Genomic DNA, 20,797 nt, shown 5'->3' on the forward strand with positions numbered 1-20,797 from the left:
GAGGTGAAACGTTTCAGCGGCGAAGATACTTGGGGGGTAGCCCTCTGGGAAAATAGCTCAGTGCCAGGTTCAATCTTACAAGAGGCTTCTTTCAATCGAAAGAAGCCTTTTTGTTTTCGATTTATCTGCTATCAATCTGCTATCAAAATGAAATGAGTGGAACTTCCCGCAGAGGCTTCAAACGACAGAAAGCCTTGGAGATATTGACCCGCCTTAAACGGCTGTATCCCGACGCAATTTGTAGTTTGAAATACGATACTCCCGTACAGCTATTGGTAGCAACAATTCTTTCAGCACAATGTACCGACGAACGAGTCAATAAAGTGACTCCGGCATTATTCGATCGATTTCCTGATGCAGCCGCTTTGGCAGGGGCAGATATTTCAGAAATCGAAACCTTGGTTCGATCGACGGGGTTTTATCGAAATAAAGCCAAAAATATCCAGGGTGCTTGTCGGGCGATCGTCGAAAAATTTGGCGGGCAGGTTCCCAAGCAAATGGAACAATTACTCGAGTTACCAGGGGTGGCTCGCAAGACGGCTAATGTAGTGCTAGCTCACGCTTACGGGATTAATGCTGGTGTTACCGTCGATACCCACGTCAAACGCTTGAGCTATCGGTTGGGGTTAACGTCACAAACCAATCCTGTCAAAGTCGAGCGAGATTTGATGCCTTTATTGCCCCAAGAAGACTGGGAAAACTGGTCAATTCGGCTGATCTATCACGGTCGAGCAGTTTGTGCAGCTCGTAAACCCGCGTGCGATCGATGTATACTCGCAGATCTGTGTCCCAGTGTCGATCGAACTGTCTCTTAGCCGAAGGTGACAAACAACCAATCGACCCCGAAACCCGAGGAATGAAAATGAGTTGAAAAGCTTCATCCTAGGCACTTTGGGCTATTCAAGGACGATCGATTGCGTTAGAATGATTCTTGTTCAGAACTGGAATTTGCGTTGTTTCCGACGCGAGTTCAGCTAGAGGAGATTACGAACACCATGGCCTACGAATTGCCCGCTCTACCCTACGACTATACAGCCCTAGAACCCTGTATTACCAAGAGTACTCTTGAGTTCCACCACGACAAGCATCATGCCGCTTATGTCAAAAAGTATAATGATGCTGTTAACGGAACTCCCCACGATAGTAAGTCGATTGAAGAGGTGATTAAGGAAATCGCTGGCGATTCTCAAAAGAGCGGTTTGTTTAACAATGCAGCCCAAGCCTGGAATCATAGCTTTTACTGGAAGTGTATGAAACCCAGCGGCGGCGGAACGCCGACGGGAGATCTGGCTGCCAAAATCGATGCGGATTTCGGCAGTTTCGATAAGTTTGTAGAAGCTTTTAAGAATGCAGGTGCGACCCAGTTCGGTAGTGGTTGGGCTTGGTTAGTGCTCGATGGCGGCACTTTGAAAGTTACCAAGACCTTGAATGCCCAAAATCCACTCACCAGCGGACAAACGCCTTTGCTGACGATGGATGTGTGGGAGCACGCTTACTACCTCGATTATCAGAACCGCCGCCCCGATTATATCGGCGATTTCTTAGGTAAACTGGTCAACTGGGATTTTGTCGCTGAGAATTTAGCCGCTGCATAAGAGACTCAAGTTTCTTAGAGGCAGGTTGGCGATCGCTATCAAAAACCTGTCTCTCTCACATTTCCCATCTCGTATATGAGAAAATTAATGCTTTGGTTTAACGTTTGTTAAAACTCTTCTAACAACCATTCCGAGGCTCGTTCTCCTAAATCGAGAGGAATGCTGACTGCCTTACCCAAGCGAGGGCGTTCTCGTGTTTGTTCGATATAGCTTTGGACGCGATCGATGGTATTCCAGCCGTTGAGATAGCTAGCAACTCGATCGAAATGAGCAAAGTATTCAGTTTCCGATAGAGGAAAAGAAGCCTGCTCTAAATATTTCCACATGATGAGAACAAAAATTTTTCCCTTCGTTCGTCGCAATTGAATGTCATAAGAACGACCCCATTTATTAATAATTAACTGGTGCAATTCTTGTCCGGTCATGGGAATTTTATAGTTTTAGAGGTTGCAGCAAGCTTTGCGGGTAACAGCAAAACCAAAGGTGAAGAAACGATCTATCGACCGTATTTTCTGTGTTGCGAAGATCCAAAAATCGGTAAGATTTTACGTGGAAAACGATTGGATGAGTCCAGCAATTCGGTCTTGTTTACATTTTTTTACATTTTAATGCAGTCAGCGACCTCTAGAATAAGTTATGTAAAGGTACTCATTTTCGATACCATTTGTAAAGTTCTACAAATTAAATTCATACAACACATAGCACGAACGTAACCTATGACTCAACTCTCAGGATCGTCAGATGTCCCTAGCATGGGGCGACGCCAATTCATGAATTTGCTGACATTCGGGACTGCCTCAGCCACTGCCGCTGCGGCCCTGTACCCCGTCGTCAAATATTTTCTACCCCCTTCGAGCGGCGGGAAAGGGGGTGGATTAACTGCCAAGGATGCCCTGGGTAACGATGTGAGCGCTAGTGAGTTTACTGCCACACATAAGCCGACCGAGCGCTCCCTCGCCCAAGGTTTCAAAGGCGATCCGACTTATATTATCGTCGATGGCGAAGGCTCGATCGCCAGTTACGGACTGAATGCCGTTTGTACCCACCTCGGCTGTGTCGTACCTTGGAACGCCGGGGAAAATAAGTTTATGTGTCCCTGCCACGGTTCTCAATACAATAACGAGGGCAAAGTGGTTCGAGGTCCCGCACCGCGATCGCTAGCGCTGGTGCACGCAACGGTCGATGATGACAAAGTTATCTTTACCCCCTGGACGGAAACCGACTTCCGCACCGGTGAAGATCCTTGGTGGGCATAACGCAAAGATAGAAAAACCCCGCCCCGAAGATCCGTTTGATGAGAACATTATCCGCTACAGATGAAAAAACTTTTTCGATTTGAAACGCTCCGCCGCCTGACGAGAGCGATTGCTCGAGGCTTCCTCGTCGCTGCCACCGCTATTGCTTTCTTCCTCGCCGGTGACTTTGCCTTGCCTCAGTCTGCTGCCGCTTATCCGTTTTGGGCCCAACAAACGGCTCCAGAAACTCCTCGCGAAGCCACCGGTCGCATCGTCTGCGCTAACTGTCACCTGGGAGCCAAACCCACCGACGTGGAAGTTCCCCAATCGGTTTTACCCGATACGGTATTTAAAGCTGTAGTCAAAGTTCCCTACGATACCAGCGTTCAGCAGGTTCTTGGGGATGGCAGCAAAGGTGGTTTGAACGTCGGTGCGGTGTTGATGTTGCCTGAAGGCTTCAAAATCGCCCCCGAAGATAGAATCCCCGAAGAGATTAAAGAAGAAACCGAGGGGATGTACTATCAGCAATATCGCGAAGACCAAGATAACGTGATTATTGTCGGTCCTTTGCCTGGAGAGGAGTACCAGGAACTAGTATTCCCCGTTCTGTCTCCAGACCCGGCGACGGATAAAACTGCTCACTTTGGTAAGTATGCCGTTCATGTCGGTGGCAACCGGGGTCGCGGTCAAGTGTATCCCACCGGTCAGCCTAGCAATAATATCGTTTACAAAGCAACGGCCGCCGGAAGCATTACCGATATTCAAGAACTAGAGTACGGTGGCTATGAAGTCACGATTCAAACAGTGGACGGTTCTGAAGTGGTCGAGTCCATTGCGGCAGGTGCCCAACCCATCGTTTCGATCGGAGACTCCGTAGAAGTGGCTCAACCCCTGACGACCAATCCCAACGTCGGTGGATTCGGTCAAGCCGATGGTGAAATCGTTCTGCAAAGTTCAGCTCGGATTACCGGACTGCTCGGTTTCTTCGTCCTCATCATTTTGACCCAAATTTTCTTAGTCCTTAAGAAAAAGCAGGTGGAAAAAGTTCAAGCGGCCGAAATGAATTTTTAAGGCAAAAACTGGGCATCGGGAGTCGATCGAACTTCTGTTTTTCCACTTTTTCGCTGACGCAACATGAAGGATGCTTCTTCAACGTAAAGAAGCGTCCTTTTTCAATTTTCTGTTCGATCGGGTTCGAGTCTGACCAACTATTTATTCATACCTGAGAATTTCTTCCACCGACAGCGACAGAGCTTGACTCACTTGCTCGACACTTAAACCCATTGCTCGCAGTTGAGGGATCGCATCTCGTTGGGTTTGTTCCGCTCGTTCGGCGCGTTCTCGTTCGAGTGTGGCCCGTTCGCTTCCCGTCAATAACAGTTTCCCCTGGCTATCCCACCACCGCAACCATTGCTGGTTTTAATTTTGATAGCTCCCTTCCCAGATGCCCATTGGTGACAAGTTAAGACTCAAAGCCAGTGGTCAAGGTAGTTTTCAGCGATGGCTCGAAAAAAAATGGCGAAGATGTTCGCCTCGCGTCCGGAAAGGGTGCAACAATCAACTTGACCAATGGTTTTCGTCGAGCTTTGACAATGCCCAAATCCCGATTCTGAGGCGCGGCAAAATAGCTCACCGGGTCAGTCGCTAATCCCTTTTGATGAGCCACCTGGAAATGATACAAGCCCCGGTAAATCATCTCCAAAGAAATGCGCTCGAAGGGTTCATACATTTCATCAGCAACAGCATCCCCTAAGTCTACCAAAACTCCATAAAATAGCCAGGTTCCCCAAATCTGCAATTTGACCCCATTTCTAGACCCCGTCCATAAATAACTCAGCCCTAAAAGACGTTTGACCACATTAAAAGCCTCTTCAATTCGCCATCGCCGTCGGTATAAATCGGCCACCACATAGGGAGGGAGCACTCTCGGGAGACTGACGACGAGTTCTTTGATGCCAAGCCTGTCTCAAATAAGGTAATAACTCCTTAAATACTCTCTCGAATAACTCCTCGGGAAAGCTCAAAAATCTTTGAGAGACCGCTTGTTGAGAGACTTGGGTGGGGCTACACCACAAAAAACCTTCCCTTCCCAAGATGCGGGTTAATTCTCTGACTCCCGCCACATCCCGCCAGAGCAGGGTTAGCAGAGCTGCCACCATTAGTGGCAGATTCAGTATTCGGTCTCTCAGACCCAATTGACGGTAGTAATTCTCTTGGGCCGTAATCGCCGCAGTGACTAAGGCTTCAAGTCCAGCGGCTATGACTTCATTTTCCACCATCGGACGTTGGGTCTTTTTGGCATGGTCTCGATGGGTTTTTCGGTTTCGGCTCACCATCGCATCCCCTGGCTCAATGACTTGTCCAGTCTGAGTTTTACACGATCGCTCCTCCCACAACACTACCCTCTTGACATACGATCGAACTTCTTAACTTGTCACCAATGCCAGATGCCTAACTCGACACCCATCAGCTCGATCGGGTAATGTCCGCGATGGTTCGGTGGGGATGCTCTTGGAGGTTCTTCACAAACGTGCCATCGGAATCGGGGAGTTGGGTATGGTCGGGAAAGGCGGAGGGTATGATTGTGGGGTCGAGGCTTTAAGTCATCTATCTAACAGCATAACGATTGCTGTACGATTCGTGTAGTTCGCGGCACATCGAAATAGCAAGAGGTTTTAGCGTTTTGAGACATCTTCCAGCTTTTTCGTTTTGTCAGTCAACCCGCCCTGGAAGGTGAAACCGCGATCGCCTGTACCAGTCGATCGATTTTCTCTCTGGTGTTAGACAACCCAAACCGCTCGCTCGCTTCAATTCTGCCGCGAGCGGCGATTCTGGCGGCTAACTCCGAATCCTCGCGGCACATCGAGATGACTTGAGCTAATGCGGGTGTGTCCCCTGGAGGCACGAGCCAGCCGGTTTTTCCCGGCTCGACTAATTCGAGCGCCCCCCCCGCAGCCGCTGCGATCGTCGGACGCTGACACAGCATCGCCTCGACAATCACGCGCCCGAAGGGTTCTGGGGCTGTGGAGGTATGAGCGATGAGGTCGCATGCTGCCATCAAGGGGATGACATCCGATCGGAACCCCAAAAACCGGACTCGTTCTTGCAGTCCGAGTTCTGCGACTTGTTGGTGGAGGTGTGCGACATATTCTTGTTCTCCAAACAGAGCATCTCCCACCAAAAGAGCCGTGACATCTTTGGGGCAACGAGCCAGTGCTTCGAGTAAAACGTGCTGTCCTTTCCAGGGAGAGAGGCGGCTGAAGTGACCGACAACAAATGTGCCGTTGAGTCTCAGTTCTTGTCGGAGGCGATCGATTTCAGACTCCTGGGTGTTGTAGTTTTTGGGAGCGAAGCCGTTGTAAACAACTTCTGTAATCTCCGATCGCCCTCCCGCTTCGATGAAGGCGGTTCGAGTGGCGTAAGAATTGGCAATGACGACGGAGGAGAAGCGATTAGCCAAGGTGACTGCCAGGCGGCGATTCGTTGGGCTGAAGTGGTCTGCCGAGAGAATATCGCGCAGGTGGTACACCAAGGGACGGCGGCTGAAAACGCTGGCGAGTGCCCCCACAACCAGCGCTTTTTGGGTATTGGCATAGATGAGATCGTACTGGCGGGCGGTTCGAGCGATGGTGGCAACCAGGGGAATCACCGCTTTCAAGCCACCCAAACTCTGGCGGAGGTTGCTGTCTTTACGCACCGGGATGGGTTGAGCCGCCAGGACTCGAACGGGGATTTGCCGTTGCTCTAGATACTCTCGGAGGGGGCCATCTTCAAACAAGCCCACCAAGCAGCTTTCGCGATAGGGTTGGGCGACATCGGTGAGGGAGATTTCAGCACCTCCGAGTTTGCCACTTTGGTCTAAAAATAGAATTTTCATGGTATCGTCTTCCCGAAGCGTGTCGGACTAAAAAACCCGCGATTTTCGCCATTCTCTAATCTTGCAATTTCAATCAGCTAAGAGAACTTGTCGCACTTGCTGGGCAATATTCGTCCAGTTAAAGTTTGTGGTGGCGTAGTGGCGACAGTCGCTGCGAGAAGGCAGGGGGATTTCTCCGGCAAGTACGGCTTCGAGATATTCGGCGATCGCATCTGCATCGGTATCTGCTGTAATGAGTTCCGGCGAAAACGGTTCCAAAATTTCCGGCATTCCCCCCACCGGCGTACACAGAACTGGGGTGCCACAGGCGATCGACTCTAGTACGATTAAGCCAAATCCTTCGAGGGACTGACTGGGAACCACCGTTAAGTCGGCGGCTTGATAGGCGACGGGTAAGAGTTCGTCGGGTAAAAAGCCGAGGAATTTGACGTTGTCGGCTAATCCCAATGCGATCGCCTGTCGTTCTAGGGTTTCTCTGAGCGCTCCTTTCCCAGCGATGGCAAGCCAAACTTCGGGAATCTTCGATCGAACTCGGGCGAGGGCATTCAATAAAATATCGATTCCCATGCGGTTGACGAGGCGACGGGGGGTGAAGAGGATCGGGCGATCTTGATGCCAGTGGAGCTTTTCTCTTGCTTCCAGGCGAGATAGGTTGGGTTGAAACCGATCGATATCAACACCACCGGGAATGACGTGAATTTTGCCCCAGGGAACTCGATAGTGTTGGTGCAAAATATTGCCAAAGGCTTTGCTGAGGACGATGAAGCGATCGCAGCGATCGTACACCCGTTGTTCGATCCAATGTTTAGCCCAAACCCCCAGTTTATTTGCCCCTTCTCGATCGCTTTCTAAAGCCCAAGGGCCGTGGAAAGTAAACGTCACTGGAACATCTTTGGGGAGATTTGAAATTATCGGTAGATCGTAGAGGGCAAAATGCAGGTTAATGGCATCGGGTTGAGTTGTTTTTCGGCGATCGAAATTCACCCGCGTTGACCACAAACGTTGCCAGATAGGAGAATCGGGTTCGGCTAAATTTGTCAGTTGGATAGGAGATTTTGAGGGGCTTTCTGGAAGTCCCACGCCGCATAATTCAATGAGATCGTGCTTTGCCGCAAGGTGATGGGTCAGTTCGTACACATATCGGTTGAGTCCACCGGGCATTTTGGGAAACCAACCATTGCCAATGCATAAGAAAGATGAAGATTTAAAGTTTGAATTCTTCATAGCGTGACGCGATTAATATAGATTTTCTTTACTTCGATCGAGACAAGGTTTCATATTCTTGATATAAGCTTATTGCTTTGGAAAGCAGAAATTGATTTTTATGACTTCTAAGTTGTTGATGATTGTGTTCTTTCAAGAATTTTCTTCCAGCGGCTCTTTCTGGTGAATCGCTAATTTTTTTTCGACATTCAGAATTCGCTCGATCGACATCAATTAAATCGAAATGAGTTCCAAACTTATTATTAATTGCGGCAATCGAGCGATCTAAATGTTGAGTTGTTTGTTCAAATGTACTCACAACACAATGAGAAAAGTAAGGCTTGAGAGTCGTATAAAAGCCAATATAACTCTTTAATGCCTGAGTCACAGAAATATGAGGCCAGCGACTGGTTAAAGAAATTACAGTTCCAACCGGCTCTCGTATTGTTAGCAGCACGGGAACCTGTTGTTCGATCGCCTGTACGATTAATATAGGAGCATGGCGATGATGCATTAATCGTACGGGTTTGCTTTGAAAATGCTTAAAAGCTACCGTCGCGAAGCTATTAGCCGATCCTTGAAAGCCATCAATTACCAGTTCTGTGTCGGGTAATAAAAGACCTTCTTTTGGATCGATCCCTATGGCTTTTCGCTTCATCTGCCCCCATTCAAGATAAGGCTTATAAAGCCACCATAATTCAGGCTTTTGAGCAATCAAAGAATGAACAGAAAAGCTTAATTTTCGTGGCAAATTCATATAGCGACTTGATTGAATTTTAACGATATCATTAATCACTTTTTTATCTCCTAAAAACTAAGAAATTTTATTTTTTATCTGTCTATCTAAAAATCAACAATCGGAAATTCCCATTTAGAGCGAATATCAATGCCATACTCGGTTTCAAGTCGATCTAAATCAGGTTGTAATCGTTGAAGTATGAATGCTTTATCTCGATCGGATAGTTTAACTTCGTAAGAATTTTTACGAGACAGAGGTTTGTATAGCTTTTGACGAAACTGAGTTGGCACTAAACGACTGACAGACTTCACAGCAGGCATTTTATAAAGTTTACGCAATGCTGGATGCAAGTTCAGAGTTTTATTGCTATTGAGGATGAGTTGAAGGTTTTGGAACTGAAAGTTCGGATCGATTTGTAGAAATTGACATATTTTTTGAAGTTCGCCTTTCGGATTTTTCGTTAAATCCTCCAACAACAACATATATATCCGATCTTTTCCAAAAATTTTGGTATAAGCATCGAGTTGTTTTGCATATTCAGAAAATGCAAGATGTTCTTCGATAATTTCCGCTGTTTTCTGATGCCCTCCGGAAAGTAAATGTCTCATGTGTGACTCGATCCGCTTGAAAGGATGTCGCATAATATAAATAAACCGAAACTCTGCGTCTTTCACCTGAGCAATTCGTTCTGGAACATTAGGATATTTCGGAGACATCGTATAGGTTGTAGAGGCTTCCATTGCAATGATATGTTGCGGCTTCCAGTCCCACAACGAACGGTACCAAGTCATACCTTTAGCTAAATTTCGATCCTCAGAAAAGAAATGAGGTTCTTTATTTGTTGCCGGTGAAATTTGAGGGTGTTCCGATAGGTAGTGAAAGAGACTGGTAGTGCCGCATTTCATAGCACCTAAAATTAAGAGAAAATTATTTTTCATAGTCGATATCGTAAGTCTCCACTGGTAAAAAGAACTGTTTTTGACTATCTCGTTGAAATTGAGAATACTTTTGGGCAGCCATACCCAGACTGAGAAAACCCCACAGAATCATTCCTTGTTCTCCAATATGTGGTAGTCCCAGCGGCAGTTGTACAAAAGTGGCAAAAACGATCGAACGAGCAGCACTCGCAAATTTATCGGTGCGAATTGCCGACCACTGAAACAAGCTAAAGAGAAGTAGAAGGATTCCACTGAGGTAAAAAATGGTTCCCAACCAACCCAAATCTAAAAGTATCGATAAAATCCCACTATCAAAAGAGGGTCCACCAATTCCCGAACCCAGGAAACTATTGAGAGCATCATTTAGAGCGAGACTATAAGCTTCCTGTCTTGCTGCGGCGCTATTGTCTTCTTCAATATTAGATAAACTCTCAAAACGAGAACTTAGGATTGTAGAAAATGGCTCTAGAGTGGTTAACGGAACGACACACAACACCGTTACCAAAATTGTGACGAGCAAGCGTATCTGAGTATTCGATTTTAGAGAACCTGTCAAAATGAACAATCCAAGGAACCAGCTTCCCCAAGTCGTTCGTTTTTTCGCAAGTAAGAAGCTTAAATAACCAGCTGCTGTGCTAGGTATTCCTAAGGTTCCTTTATTTGGGTTTACAAGTAATAACAATAGACCGGCCATCATCACCGTTGAAAACGGTCGGTTTGATGCCATCGTACTCCAGACATTGAGCTGTAATGGTTCGGGTTTTCCACCACTACTAAACTCGGCTTGCACCAACCAATATTTATCCCACTCCGGTGCAATTAAAAACTGAACCACACCATAGATCCCCATGACTAGAACACCCCACAGAAAAATGCGCTGAATGTTTTGTCGGTAGCTCGGATAATTTCGCCAGTTCGTAAATAAGTGAAACCCAAATAAGAGGGGAGCGAGCCAGTCTAGTAATGCTAGACATACGGTGACAGGTGGTCGATAAATGAGTCCAACAAAAAAGCCATAGCCGATCGCCGCAACAGAGAAAATGTAGGGTAAACCTCCTTGACTAGCTACTTTAGGAAGAGATTTCCAGAACGTAATGGAGCTAACCAGCGTGACTAAGAAAGGAGCGAGTAAGATAGGACTTGGATCGGTGTAGCTACTACGATAATCTGACAAGCGTCGAACAAAAGGCGTGAGGAACCATAACCACCAAGTAAAACCCAGATAAAGAATCGGATAACGAAAATAGAGGAAGATACCAACTCCTAAAGCCATCCCCGGAAAAAGTAGATTCAAAATCTTGCCTAACCCTGCAAGACTAAACACGGCAGAGATAAATGCGAAGCTTAGGATCGCCGTCCAAGCTAAAGTTGGTTGTAAACCAAGCTCAAACTTATTCGTCGGGGAAAGTAGAGGGTTAGATTTGCGAATCACTCTAGATCTCCCCAATCTATTTCTAGGAAATGAATAACGATTCTTTTAGGATATTTCATGGGTAATACTCCTGGTCGATTCGTATAGTGAAAGCGTATCTTTGGCAATGTTCTGCCAACTGTAAGATTGTGCGGTGCTGTAGGCATTCAGGCGTAGCTGTTCCAAGTAAGAGCGATCGGTAATCAATCGTTCTAAAGCTTGTTCGATCGCCTGACTATCGCGGGCAGGAACGACAATTCCATTGTGTCCGTCGCACACGATTTCCGTTGGACCGGGTGTTGCGGTAGTTATCGGCGCTAAGCCACAAGCCATCGCTTCCACAAGAGACATGGGAAACCCTTCAGAAATTGAGGATAAAAGCTTAATCTGATGGTCTTTCAATAGGGTCGGTAACATATCGTGGGTATAGCGAGGTACGACCTGGACGCGATCGCGCACGACCCGGTCGAAATCTGCATAGACTTTGGCTTCGGGATGAACTGTTCCGAGAAAACTAACTTTTACTTGGGGATAGCGAGCGAGAATTGCGTTTAATGCGGGAGCACTATACTGAATACCTTTACGAGGAATGTAAGTACCGATTATCGCAATCCCGATTTTGGCATCTTCTGCTGCTGCGATTGGCTCGAAGGGCAGATTCAAAAAGGTCTCGGGAATGCCATTTTTGACGAGATGGACTCGTTGTGGATTAACATTTAACGCTTGAATTGCATATTCCGACTCGGTTTTATTAAGTGACAAGAATAAGTCGGCACAACGAAGAGAGGTTTCCACTTCCAAAAGGTGAAAACTGCCTCGATATAGCGGATATTTCCAATCTAATTGCAAGTCTCCATCTCGGGCACTTTCTCGAATTCCAAGGTCTTTAATGTGTTCGAGACCGTGACTTCGCGTAACCAGGAGAGGGAATTTATTTTTAGAGTGGTGCCGAATTTTTCCCCATATCCATGCATCACCGGTGGAAGCATCGATCGTATCAATTTTATGCTTTCTACATAAGTTTGCAATCTGGGCAGTGACAAACCCAGGAAATAAGATTCTTTTACTAATTTCAGGCAACTGACGCGGAAGATTATCTGTAGAATAGTAATAGACTTCATGTCCTAGTTTCTGATAAGCTTGACCGAGTTGCCAGGTTGCTCCTGCCGCTCCTGCATTGCGATCGAACTTGTAGTGAATTGTGAGCAAAATCTTCATATATTACTAGATTTTAATCGCAGGAAGGGACGATACCAAATAGCCGATCGAGTTGGGAGTAGATCGCTGAATGGGAGTATTGTTCTGCATAGGTTGAAGCCACCGCTTGAGAAATTTCTTGAGCAAGTTTCGATCGCTTTAGTAAATTCAAAATTCTCTTGGCGTAGAGGGTAGAATCGTCTGTAATAAAAGCGTTGACACCATCTTGTAAATTGAGTCCAGATGCACCCGTTGTTGTTGTCACAATTGGAATTGAATAAGCCATCGCTTCTTGCAGTTTTACTTTCGTTCCGCTGCCATCTAAGAGCGGGCAAATAACTAGCTTTGACTGTAAGTAAACATCCGATAGTTGGGGAACATATCCGAGTAAATCGATATTCTTTTCTAAAGATGACTCAATTTTAATTGACTGACAAACTGTTCCAACAATAGCTAGCTTTATCTTTGAATTTTGAGCAACGAGTGCTGGCAAAATAGAAGATATAAAAAATTGGAGACCGGTTAAATTTGGCTGATAAGCTGCACCGACAAATAGAAGATCGTATTTAAAGTTTCTCGAAAAGTACGGAACTATAGAGTTGTTTTTTTCTTCGATAAGATGAGGAATTAAATGCAGCTTTTCAAAAGGTATATGAGGACTAATTTCATCTATTTCATCTAAAGAGTTGGCGATCGCTATATCGAAGCGATCGAGCATTTTTACTTCTTTTATAAAATTGGATTCATAGTCAAATCGCAAATCTTTCAGATGGGGAATATTTTTTCTGGCAATACGCCATTTACAGGAGAGATCGTGCATATCAATAAACTTATGAATTTTTGCATTTTCTTTTGCAAGAGCCAAATGAGCATAATCTAGGTAGTTTATCCAAATATAGTCATATTTTTTTCTAGATGCTAAATCTCTAACAAAGTTAATGTAACCCGGTGGCGTATGGTAGTCAGAATCGATCGGCAATTGCTGTTTTAGAAATTTTTTATAGTAAAAACTTTTACTTCTAGAATATAAAAAATCACCTAAATTGCGTTCGCCTCTGTAGATAAAAATATTTTCAAAATACTTCTGTGCTTCTTGTTGCTGTTCGGAGTTCCAGATTGCTTTACCCCAATTATTTTTAGCGACAACATCGACCGTAAACTTGTCGCTACGAGATTTAAAATATTCTAGAATTCCGAAAATTCGACGTTTAGCCCCTGTATCGATCGGCTTCAATAACACGGGTAAGTGAAATAAAATATTTTTTTGAATCTGTGTCATCAGTTTTCTGCTCTATCTCATTCTATTCTTTGTATCTCTATTTTTCGCATATCAAGAGCGTACGCGGTTTGATATAAGCAGGCAGAGTTTTTACATGACGAAAGTGTTTCATCAATACTTTTCTAAAATTGTCCAAGGTATACCAGGAAAACTTAGAACTATACTTAGGAGACTGGAACTGAAGCAATGCGCGATCGTCGATGGGAATGAATTCAACAACAAGCCAGCGCTGGGAGAATTGGGCAAAACCTTCAACAATTTGCTCGAACCGAGGATGTTGCTCGAACACCAAATGATGAATCAATTCCAATGCCAAAACCATCTCGCATTGCAACCGCTCTGTGGCTGCCACATATCGATAACGAGATAAACCGTAAGCAGGAGTCGGTTGGGTAAAATCCATCACCAGAGGAAGAATCGATAATTTCCGATCGCAAGCTGTATGATAAAGCTGGGTGACGCAGGTCGGATCTTTGTCAAATGCCACCACTTGACTTCCCAAACTGGCTGCAATCTGAGCATAGCAACCATTCTCGCAGCCGATATCTAAGACGGATGCAGGTTTAAGATCGGTGAGAATGTTACAAATAATAGATTGTTTCTCTGTACCATTTTCTGAGCTACAGAAGGAAGGACTAGAATTTTTTGAACGATCGAACGAAGTCGGTAACGTAATTTTTTTGACTTCTCGTCTGAGGTTTTTTAAAAATTTTAAGTAATATTTTTGTTTGACGTTATGCGAATAAATAGAATTCGTTTTTTTCTCTATCTCTGTTCGATCGGATAAGGGTTGAAAGTCTTTAAAATTTTGCTTTAATAATTTTTTATAGTCTGGAGGAATCAATTTTCTCAATGCCAATTGCAAACGAGTGATGGGTGGTGCTTTTAGAATTCGTCTCGAACTTCCCATTCCTGGAGTTAATCGTAAGAAATCCGACTTGGAAATACCGGAATTTTCGACCATCAACAACCGAGCAGTTCGATCTTTTCCTAAAGCCATAAGAACGAGCGGATAAAAGCACGTCTGACAAAATTGGTCGTAGGCACTCCATCGAAAGTAATGAACGTATTCATCTAGAGGTCGAATTGAACCCAAGTCTACAAACAGAGGTTTGTAGCCATCAAAAAGTATGTTTCCTAAATGACCATCTTCTAGGGACAATCCTCGTTGCGCCAGTTCGATGCCAAAATCTAATAACGTGAGGGTAGCATCTTGGAGCATTGCCACACACCATTCAATCGAATAGGAAGTAAAAGGAATAGAGCGGTGATGCACGATCGTCTCATATCCTTCGAGGGTTAAAGCCGTGAGTTCTGATTCGACAAGAAGTTCGAGATCGACTAAACTTTGGATCGCGCCATCTTGAAATAATTTCTGAAAAAAGGGCGATCGTTCAGTTCCGATTCCTCGATAAAGTTGCCCTTGCCAGCGAAACAGTCTGATTCTTGAATCGGCGATCGAGTGGGGATGGAAGATCGCCTCCCGATCGGAAATCTGTGTCGAGTTTGGAATTGGGTTGTCTTCGGGAAGTTCGAATTGCATAGGTCTCGGTTGGCGATCTCAAGAGATCGAGTGACAGGCTACAGACTTTGGGATGGGGGATTCGGTGCGGGACGCTGCAAACTCAAAGCGATCGCAACATAGACCAGATAAACCATTAACTTGAATGAAGAAAGAACAACCGTTAGAGACAACGAACACCGCAAGGCTTCTCGAATTTGGTTGAGAGCCGCTACAATATCGCCTGAATTTGCATATTTTCGAGCCGTAGAAAGTGCATGAATGCCATAGTTTTTAGAGGCGGTTCGCGAGAGTTTTCGAGCAGTGCGATCGGGAATGTATTGCTGGACGATGGAGATCGCCTTGCGCACATCCTGCATATTTTTCCCCGTCCGCCTAGAATCGCCGCTTAGAGATACGGAATGGCGGCGTCGGATTGCCAAGGGTTGCGCTTCGTACCAAACTGGATAATTGGCGGCGATGCGCACCCACATTTCCCAGTCTTCTGCCCAACAAGAAAAGCGACGATCGAATCCTCCCAGTTTTTCGTAAACTTCCCGTGCCACAACAATTGAGACGGTGGAAATCAGTTGTCGAACGGCAATTCTCTCCAACCAATTTCTCAGAATGCCGCTTTCGGGTTCCAGTAACGGTTCGATTTCTTGCCAGCGACTGAACTCGTCCATCTTGATGGTGCGACAGAATGCCGCACCGAGTTCTGAGTTGTTCTCAAAAGCTTGTTGCATCTGACGATAGAACCCCTCTCGCACGCAATCGTCACCATGCAAAATATGAATCCACCTTCCGCGCGATCGCTGCAAGCAAGTTTCGTAATTTCGGATATAGCCGACATTCTCCGGCTGCTGATAGAAACTCACTCGTCCCTTTCCCAGTTCGGCGACGACGGCAGCGGGATCGTCGGCAGTCGAACAATCGTCTACCACCTCAATTTGCATGACTTCCGGACCTGGATCTTGAGCTAACACGCTCGCCAGAGTCTCTCGCAAATAGTTCGCACAATTGTAAGTCGGAATTATCACCGACCATAGAGGACGTTGGACTCCCTCTGGTACGGGTCGAATGGTTGCTCGATGTTGTTCGTTCATAGGGCTTAATGGGTTACCGTTTCATTCAATTGACTTTCAATGGCTTTCACAGATCGTTCCACTTGCAGATCGCGAAGCTTAGTCTCCTTCCCGCCCAATTTGATGACAGCGCTCAATAGACGAGGAGATAACTTTAATAAACAGAAGAGTACTTTCGGCGAAGTGGAACACCGAAAAGCTTCTCGAATTTGATTGAACGCAGCGCTGAGATCTCCAATTGCCAAATATTTGCGAGCATGACGCAGGGCATAGAGGGCATAATGCTCTAATGCCCGATTTGAAAGTCGATCGGCATCGCGATCTCGAAAGTGGTGTTTGGCAATCTGAATCGCTTGACGCATATCTTGAATATTCCGGCCAGCTCGTCTAGAATCCCCCGTCAGGGATGTAGCGTGTTGACGATAGAAAGCCAGTGGCTCCACTTCATACCAAACCGGGTAGTTTGCCGCAATGCGTACCCACATCTCCCAGTCTTCTCCCCAACAGGATATGCGACGATCGAATCCTCCCAGTTTTTCGTAGACCTCCCTAGCCACGACAATTGAGGGCGTCGCGATTCGCTGTTTGACGGCAATACGTTCTAACCAGTGACTCAGCACGCCACTCTCTGGTTGCTCTAATGGGGAAAAACTTTTCCAGTGACTGCGCTCATCCATATAGATATAGCGACAAAAAGCGGCTCCAATGTCTGGCTTTTTTTCAAAGGCTTGTTGCATCTGGTGATAGAAACCCTCGCGCACGCAATCATCGCCATGGAGAATATGAACCCACTTTCCGCGCGATCGCTGCAAACAAGTTTCAAAGTTTCTGATGTAGCCGATGTTTTCTGGCTGCTGGTAGAAACTTACTCGTCCTTTTCCCAGTTCGGCGACGACGGCAGCGGGATCGTCGGCAGTCGAGCAATCGTCTATCACCTCAATTTGCATGACTTCCGGACCCGGATCTTGAGCTAACACGCTCGCCAGAGTCTCTCGCAAATAGTTCGCACAATTGTAAGTCGGAATTATCACCGACCATAGAGGACGCTGGACATCTTTTGGAAGTGGTAAAATGTTGATTCGATAGGAATGGTTTTCGTTCATAGAAACTAAATTTTATAGCCTTTCATTTGGAAAGAATTTATTTTTCTGAAAATTGCATGGCTGAGGGCGATTTTGAATGTTTTCCAAGCTTTTTTGAGTGACATGTTCTCTGGGACGGTATATTTAGCCAACTGTCCTACTGTGTTTGAATATAATCGGGGATGCACCATTGAAATTGGATTTTCTCGAGTTAACTCATACTCTTTATAGAGTCTAGAGCTGATGTCTAAATCATCCAACTTTACAAACATTAAAATATTTTGAGAAAACCAATAAGCAACTTTTTGGTTTTCCCAAGTTTTCGGGCGAATGCAATCGATAGCGACATAGCCTCTCTTCTTAAAAAGCTCAACCCAGTAATCTTGCCACTGACAATTTATATGATTCTCTCCTGGTTGATAAGGGATGGCGGCAGAAAAGAGAATACACGAGCCTAAATCGGTCAAAGAATCAATAAAAGTGTTAGCGAATTCCGAAGGTAAATGCTCGGCAACCTCTAAGGATATGACGAGATCGAACTTGCGATTTAGTGTTAGTTTTTTTGTTAAGTCAAAAGATGAAAAATTGTCTTTGGGAATCGCTAAAATGTTTGGCGTCACGTAGTCACCATCAATTCCAAGTATGTCTTCAACGCCATGCTCTTGAAAAGCTTTTAACCAAGTACCATCTCCACAGCCTACATCAACAATCGTATTACAATTGACAACCTCAAGCACTAAAGGAACAATTTCGCAAGCAGATTCATAAGAATATTTTTGAATTTCTTGGAAAAAGATAGATGTGTATTGATGCATATTTTTTAATGTTTTTTATTTTACTTTTTGAGTTTACTAAGCCGAGCTTTTCTCGTGCTGAATTTCATGATACTTCCAAAGCTTTCCACGCTGTTCTAATAACTCATGATAACTTCCTTGTTCGACAATTTTTCCCTGTTCGAGAACCACGACTTTATCGGCTCTCGCAATGGTGGATAATCGATGGGCGATCGCAATCACGGTTCGACCCACTGACAGTTTTTCTAAAGACTCCTGAATTAACCGCTCGGAAACCGAATCTAAAGCACTAGTTGCCTCATCTAAAATTAGAATTTCCGGGTTTCTCAGCAGCGCTCGAGCAATCGCAATTCTCTGTCTCTGTCCCCCAGACAACCGTACACCTCTATCTCCAAGTTGCGTATCCAATCCTTCTGGCAAATCCTGAATAAATTCCAGCGCGTTGGCAAGTTTAGCCGCTTCCAAAATTGCAGAATCATCCATTTCTTCCATGGCATAAGCAATATTATTGCGAACCGAGGTATGGAAAATAAAAGTATCCTGGCTGACAACTGCTAACTTTCGACGCAGCGAGTTTATGTCCAATTCTTGTAGCGGAACGCCATCAATAAAAATTTGACCTTGAGTGGGATCGTAAAACCGTGGAATTAAGTCTGCCAACGTGGTTTTTCCCGCACCGGATGCGCCGACTAATGCCGTTGTTTTTCCACATTCGATAGTGAGGGTAATATTTTGCAACACCAAATTGTGTCGATCGTAGCCAAAATCAACCGATCGAAACTCGATCGCGCGCTTGAATCCTGAAAACTGAATTTCTCCATTTTTTAAGTAAGTTTTATTATCCGTCCTGAGGAGTTCTCGAATACTATGTAGCGAACCTTGAAAACCGCCAAGTCTGGATCTAGCACCATTAATTTGACGAACAATTGGCATGAGCCGAAACAAAATAAAGAGGAAAGTGAGTAATGAAGCAATGGGTAACTGTCCGGTTGGAGTTAGAGTCGCAAATGCAAACATCAACATGGCAATCAAAATTGCGGTAGCCGCAGCTTCCGATATGGGTTCAGCTGAAGACCGATAAAAGGCAAACTTGCGTTCCCGTTCGAGAAGCTGCGAACTCGCAGCTTCAAAGCGCTGTCGCTCGAAGTTTTGAGCGGCTGAGGCTTGAATTGTCCGAACTCCCTGAATGAATTCTAGGGCAACTGAGGTATACTGGCTATTGGCTTTTGTAATGGTAAAACTAATTTCTCGAACTCGCCGAACTAAGTTGGAGATGCAAACTGAAAGTAATATAAATAGCATTAACGAAATAATTGTAAGTTGCCAACTTAGCAATAACATTGATATCACGTAAACCAAGAGAGTTGAGCCTCTGATGACCAGATTTGCGAAGATACCAAAAGCTTCTCTAAGGTTGGCAACCTCAGTGGTAATACTGTTGATTAATTCTCCAGAACGAGTTTGAGTAAAATAGCTAAAACTTAAGGATTGAAATTGGTCAAATAATCGAACTCGTAGCCGATACAAAAGATGACTTCTAGTGATTTCTGTATAGACTTTTCCTAGGTAAGTAAAGCCCGTTCGCAATAAAGTCGTTATGAGGATTAATGTCGAGATTCGATAGAGTCGCGTTGTTGCTGTCATATTAACTCCTAAAATCCAGATATCGAACCACTCCAGTCCGGTTTGCATGGGAGCGGCATCTGGCTCCGTCAAATTCTGCAAAAAAGTCATCAGAAAGCCAACTCCAAACCCCTCAAAAATAGCGGCTAAGAAGGTGAAGCCTAGAGCCAGAATTGCCAACCCGCGAAAGTATCTGAACTCTCGTAAAATTAGGCGGTTCTCTTGCCAAAACTGGGTCGCTTTGAGCAGCTTGCGGATAAAAATTGGGAGTTTAATGCTCATGAGTATTTCTAAACTTCGAGCTGGCTAATTCGAGATCGAACGAAGGAGTCGATCGGACTCGCTGAATTAGTTGCGATCGTATCCTTGCTGTTCTCGCGATCGACGAGTTGAAACGGAGATGCTGCCATTGGCATTGGCAGGATGGAGGTAACTGACTGGAGCACTTTTGGAGCCGTTAGCCACAATGCCCAGCAGCCTCAATTGACGAAGCATGGCGATCGCCTGGGTCAGTTCCGATTGAGTAATTCGATCGAGACGGGTAACCATCACCACCCCACGGCAACGCAATGCCGTTTGCAAAACATCCACCGTGCCCAGAACAGGCGGAGCATCCAACAAGATCAGGTCGTAGTTGCGCTCGAACTCGGTCATCAATTCCGTCATGCGTTGGGAACTCAACAGTTTTACCGGGTCTGCTGGCACTAGACCGGCAGTGAGAACATCGAGGGTTTCACCCGATGCCGAAATCGACTGCAAGTTGGGTGAGGCGATCTCACCGGACAAAACCGTTGAGAGCCCCTGACTGTTGGACAGACCGAGCCGTTCGTGCAACACCGGTCGGCGCAGATCCCCATCGATCAGCAGAACTTTTTGGTGTAAGCGAGCAGCACTCAAAGCCAAACTCAGCACCAAGGTAGATTTCCCTTCTCCAGCCAGTGCAGAGGTCACCAGCAGCGATTTGCATTTGGATGCTGCATCGAGCAAGTGCATGTTCTGATGGATGCCCTGATAAATCAAATCCAGCGACTCCCGAAACGGTTGCCAGTCGAGGGCTTGCAGGAGCCATGATTCCGGTTTCTGAGGTGGGCGAAACGGCAGATGTCGAGTGAAGCCGCCCAGCCTAGTCTGGGGCAATTCGGGCACGATTCCCAACAACGGTAGAGCCACCTGTTGCTGTAACTGGTCGGTGCTGTGAACCCCATCATCGATGGCTTCCCGGAGAAATGCTGCCCCTC

Annotated in this window: 18 protein-coding genes and 3 pseudogenes; 4 read left to right on the top strand and 17 right to left on the bottom strand. The window is 45.6% G+C overall.

Annotation, left to right across the window (positions count from 1 at the left end; translation table 11 throughout):
- Positions 1 to 152 precede the first annotated feature (152 nt).
- Together nth and IQ235_RS02050 are read left to right on the top strand one after the other, a co-directional pair.
- A complete protein-coding gene (gene nth, locus IQ235_RS02045) occupies positions 153 to 815 on the top strand; it encodes an endonuclease III (protein WP_264319836.1) in 663 nt (220 codons plus the stop codon).
- A gap of 180 nt (positions 816 to 995) precedes the next feature.
- Positions 996 to 1,595, top strand: coding sequence for a superoxide dismutase (locus IQ235_RS02050; protein WP_264319837.1), 600 nt, complete (start codon positions 996 to 998; stop codon positions 1,593 to 1,595).
- Positions 1,596 to 1,702: 107 nt separating this feature from the next.
- On the opposite strand, the gene IQ235_RS02055 is transcribed toward IQ235_RS02050, so the two are convergent.
- Entirely contained in the window at positions 1,703 to 2,020 is a 318-nt protein-coding gene (locus IQ235_RS02055) for a DUF3067 family protein (RefSeq protein ID WP_264319838.1), read from the bottom strand.
- A 291-nt stretch (positions 2,021 to 2,311) separates the two neighbouring features.
- Here IQ235_RS02055 and petC point away from each other — a divergent pair, with 291 nt between their 5' ends.
- Positions 2,312 to 2,851, top strand: coding sequence for a cytochrome b6-f complex iron-sulfur subunit (gene petC / locus IQ235_RS02060; protein WP_264319839.1), 540 nt, complete (start codon positions 2,312 to 2,314; stop codon positions 2,849 to 2,851).
- 60 nt (positions 2,852 to 2,911) lie between these two features.
- Entirely contained in the window at positions 2,912 to 3,901 is a 990-nt protein-coding gene (gene petA / locus IQ235_RS02065) for a cytochrome f (RefSeq protein ID WP_264319840.1), read from the top strand.
- Positions 3,902 to 4,042: 141 nt separating this feature from the next.
- Here the strand turns inward: petA and IQ235_RS02070 are convergent.
- From IQ235_RS02070 to IQ235_RS02145, 16 genes and pseudogenes are all read right to left on the bottom strand, one after another.
- Positions 4,043 to 4,282: pseudogene (locus IQ235_RS02070) on the bottom strand (Uma2 family endonuclease); the annotation flags it as partial.
- Positions 4,283 to 4,292: 10 nt separating this feature from the next.
- Positions 4,293 to 5,109: pseudogene (locus IQ235_RS02075) on the bottom strand (transposase).
- A 223-nt stretch (positions 5,110 to 5,332) separates the two neighbouring features.
- Positions 5,333 to 5,413: pseudogene (locus IQ235_RS02080) on the bottom strand (Uma2 family endonuclease); the annotation flags it as partial.
- A 133-nt stretch (positions 5,414 to 5,546) separates the two neighbouring features.
- On the bottom strand, positions 5,547 to 6,707 hold the full coding sequence (locus IQ235_RS02085) for a glycosyltransferase (protein WP_264319841.1): 1,161 nt from the start codon (positions 6,705 to 6,707) through the stop codon (positions 5,547 to 5,549).
- A gap of 69 nt (positions 6,708 to 6,776) precedes the next feature.
- A complete protein-coding gene (locus IQ235_RS02090) occupies positions 6,777 to 7,931 on the bottom strand; it encodes a glycosyltransferase family 4 protein (RefSeq protein ID WP_264319842.1) in 1,155 nt (384 codons plus the stop codon).
- A gap of 28 nt (positions 7,932 to 7,959) precedes the next feature.
- Positions 7,960 to 8,706 carry a hypothetical protein gene (locus tag IQ235_RS02095; RefSeq protein ID WP_264319843.1) on the bottom strand — a complete coding sequence of 249 codons (747 nt, stop codon included), beginning with the start codon at positions 8,704 to 8,706 and terminating at the stop codon, positions 7,960 to 7,962.
- A gap of 47 nt (positions 8,707 to 8,753) precedes the next feature.
- Positions 8,754 to 9,587, bottom strand: a complete 834-nt coding sequence (locus tag IQ235_RS02100) for a sulfotransferase family protein (RefSeq protein ID WP_264319844.1) — start codon at positions 9,585 to 9,587, stop codon at positions 8,754 to 8,756.
- Positions 9,577 to 10,881 carry an O-antigen ligase domain-containing protein gene (locus IQ235_RS02105; RefSeq protein WP_264319845.1) on the bottom strand — a complete coding sequence of 435 codons (1,305 nt, stop codon included), beginning with the start codon at positions 10,879 to 10,881 and terminating at the stop codon, positions 9,577 to 9,579. Before IQ235_RS02105 ends, IQ235_RS02100 begins: the two co-directional genes overlap by 11 nt.
- 183 nt (positions 10,882 to 11,064) lie before the next feature.
- The gene (locus IQ235_RS02110; protein WP_264319846.1) at positions 11,065 to 12,216 is read right to left on the bottom strand and encodes a glycosyltransferase family 4 protein; all 1,152 of its coding nucleotides are present in this window, start codon (positions 12,214 to 12,216) and stop codon (positions 11,065 to 11,067) included.
- 13 nt (positions 12,217 to 12,229) lie between these two features.
- Positions 12,230 to 13,474, bottom strand: a complete 1,245-nt coding sequence (locus tag IQ235_RS02115) for a glycosyltransferase (RefSeq protein ID WP_264319847.1) — start codon at positions 13,472 to 13,474, stop codon at positions 12,230 to 12,232.
- A gap of 37 nt (positions 13,475 to 13,511) precedes the next feature.
- On the bottom strand, positions 13,512 to 15,017 hold the full coding sequence (locus IQ235_RS02120) for a class I SAM-dependent methyltransferase (RefSeq protein WP_264319848.1): 1,506 nt from the start codon (positions 15,015 to 15,017) through the stop codon (positions 13,512 to 13,514).
- 38 nt (positions 15,018 to 15,055) lie between these two features.
- Positions 15,056 to 16,081 carry a glycosyltransferase family 2 protein gene (locus IQ235_RS02125; RefSeq protein WP_264319849.1) on the bottom strand — a complete coding sequence of 342 codons (1,026 nt, stop codon included), beginning with the start codon at positions 16,079 to 16,081 and terminating at the stop codon, positions 15,056 to 15,058.
- Between the two features lie 5 nt (positions 16,082 to 16,086).
- The gene (locus tag IQ235_RS02130) at positions 16,087 to 17,163 is read right to left on the bottom strand and encodes a glycosyltransferase family 2 protein (RefSeq protein WP_264319850.1); all 1,077 of its coding nucleotides are present in this window, start codon (positions 17,161 to 17,163) and stop codon (positions 16,087 to 16,089) included.
- A gap of 5 nt (positions 17,164 to 17,168) precedes the next feature.
- A complete protein-coding gene (locus IQ235_RS02135) occupies positions 17,169 to 17,957 on the bottom strand; it encodes a methyltransferase domain-containing protein (RefSeq protein ID WP_264319851.1) in 789 nt (262 codons plus the stop codon).
- A 36-nt stretch (positions 17,958 to 17,993) separates the two neighbouring features.
- Positions 17,994 to 19,841 (bottom strand): heterocyst formation ABC transporter subunit HepA, encoded by a 1,848-nt coding sequence (gene hepA, locus IQ235_RS02140; protein ID WP_264319852.1) that lies wholly within the window; start codon positions 19,839 to 19,841, stop codon positions 17,994 to 17,996.
- Positions 19,842 to 19,907: 66 nt separating this feature from the next.
- Positions 19,908 to 20,797 (bottom strand): CpsD/CapB family tyrosine-protein kinase (locus IQ235_RS02145; protein ID WP_264319853.1); only part of this gene is annotated, 890 nt, incomplete at its 5' end.

The sequence above is a fragment of the Zarconia navalis LEGE 11467 genome, from assembly GCF_015207075.1.
In the GTDB taxonomy this organism is placed as follows: domain Bacteria; phylum Cyanobacteriota; class Cyanobacteriia; order Cyanobacteriales; family Geitlerinemataceae; genus Zarconia; species Zarconia navalis.

Excerpts from the sequence above, each read along its gene's own strand:
- nth (WP_264319836.1), top strand. The coding sequence starts at position 153 with ATGAGTGGAACTTCCCGCAGAGGCTTCAAACGACAGAAAGCCTTGGAG.
- IQ235_RS02050 (WP_264319837.1), top strand. The coding sequence starts at position 996 with ATGGCCTACGAATTGCCCGCTCTACCCTACGACTATACAGCCCTAGAA.
- IQ235_RS02055 (WP_264319838.1), bottom strand. The coding sequence starts at position 2,020 with ATGACCGGACAAGAATTGCACCAGTTAATTATTAATAAATGGGGTCGT.
- petC (WP_264319839.1), top strand. The coding sequence starts at position 2,312 with ATGACTCAACTCTCAGGATCGTCAGATGTCCCTAGCATGGGGCGACGC.
- petA (WP_264319840.1), top strand. The coding sequence starts at position 2,912 with ATGAAAAAACTTTTTCGATTTGAAACGCTCCGCCGCCTGACGAGAGCG.
- IQ235_RS02085 (WP_264319841.1), bottom strand. The coding sequence starts at position 6,707 with ATGAAAATTCTATTTTTAGACCAAAGTGGCAAACTCGGAGGTGCTGAA.
- IQ235_RS02090 (WP_264319842.1), bottom strand. The coding sequence starts at position 7,931 with ATGAAGAATTCAAACTTTAAATCTTCATCTTTCTTATGCATTGGCAAT.
- IQ235_RS02100 (WP_264319844.1), bottom strand. The coding sequence starts at position 9,587 with ATGAAAAATAATTTTCTCTTAATTTTAGGTGCTATGAAATGCGGCACT.
- IQ235_RS02110 (WP_264319846.1), bottom strand. The coding sequence starts at position 12,216 with ATGAAGATTTTGCTCACAATTCACTACAAGTTCGATCGCAATGCAGGA.
- IQ235_RS02115 (WP_264319847.1), bottom strand. The coding sequence starts at position 13,474 with ATGACACAGATTCAAAAAAATATTTTATTTCACTTACCCGTGTTATTG.
- IQ235_RS02120 (WP_264319848.1), bottom strand. The coding sequence starts at position 15,017 with ATGCAATTCGAACTTCCCGAAGACAACCCAATTCCAAACTCGACACAG.
- IQ235_RS02125 (WP_264319849.1), bottom strand. The coding sequence starts at position 16,081 with ATGAACGAACAACATCGAGCAACCATTCGACCCGTACCAGAGGGAGTC.
- IQ235_RS02130 (WP_264319850.1), bottom strand. The coding sequence starts at position 17,163 with ATGAACGAAAACCATTCCTATCGAATCAACATTTTACCACTTCCAAAA.
- IQ235_RS02135 (WP_264319851.1), bottom strand. The coding sequence starts at position 17,957 with ATGCATCAATACACATCTATCTTTTTCCAAGAAATTCAAAAATATTCT.
- hepA (WP_264319852.1), bottom strand. The coding sequence starts at position 19,841 with ATGAGCATTAAACTCCCAATTTTTATCCGCAAGCTGCTCAAAGCGACC.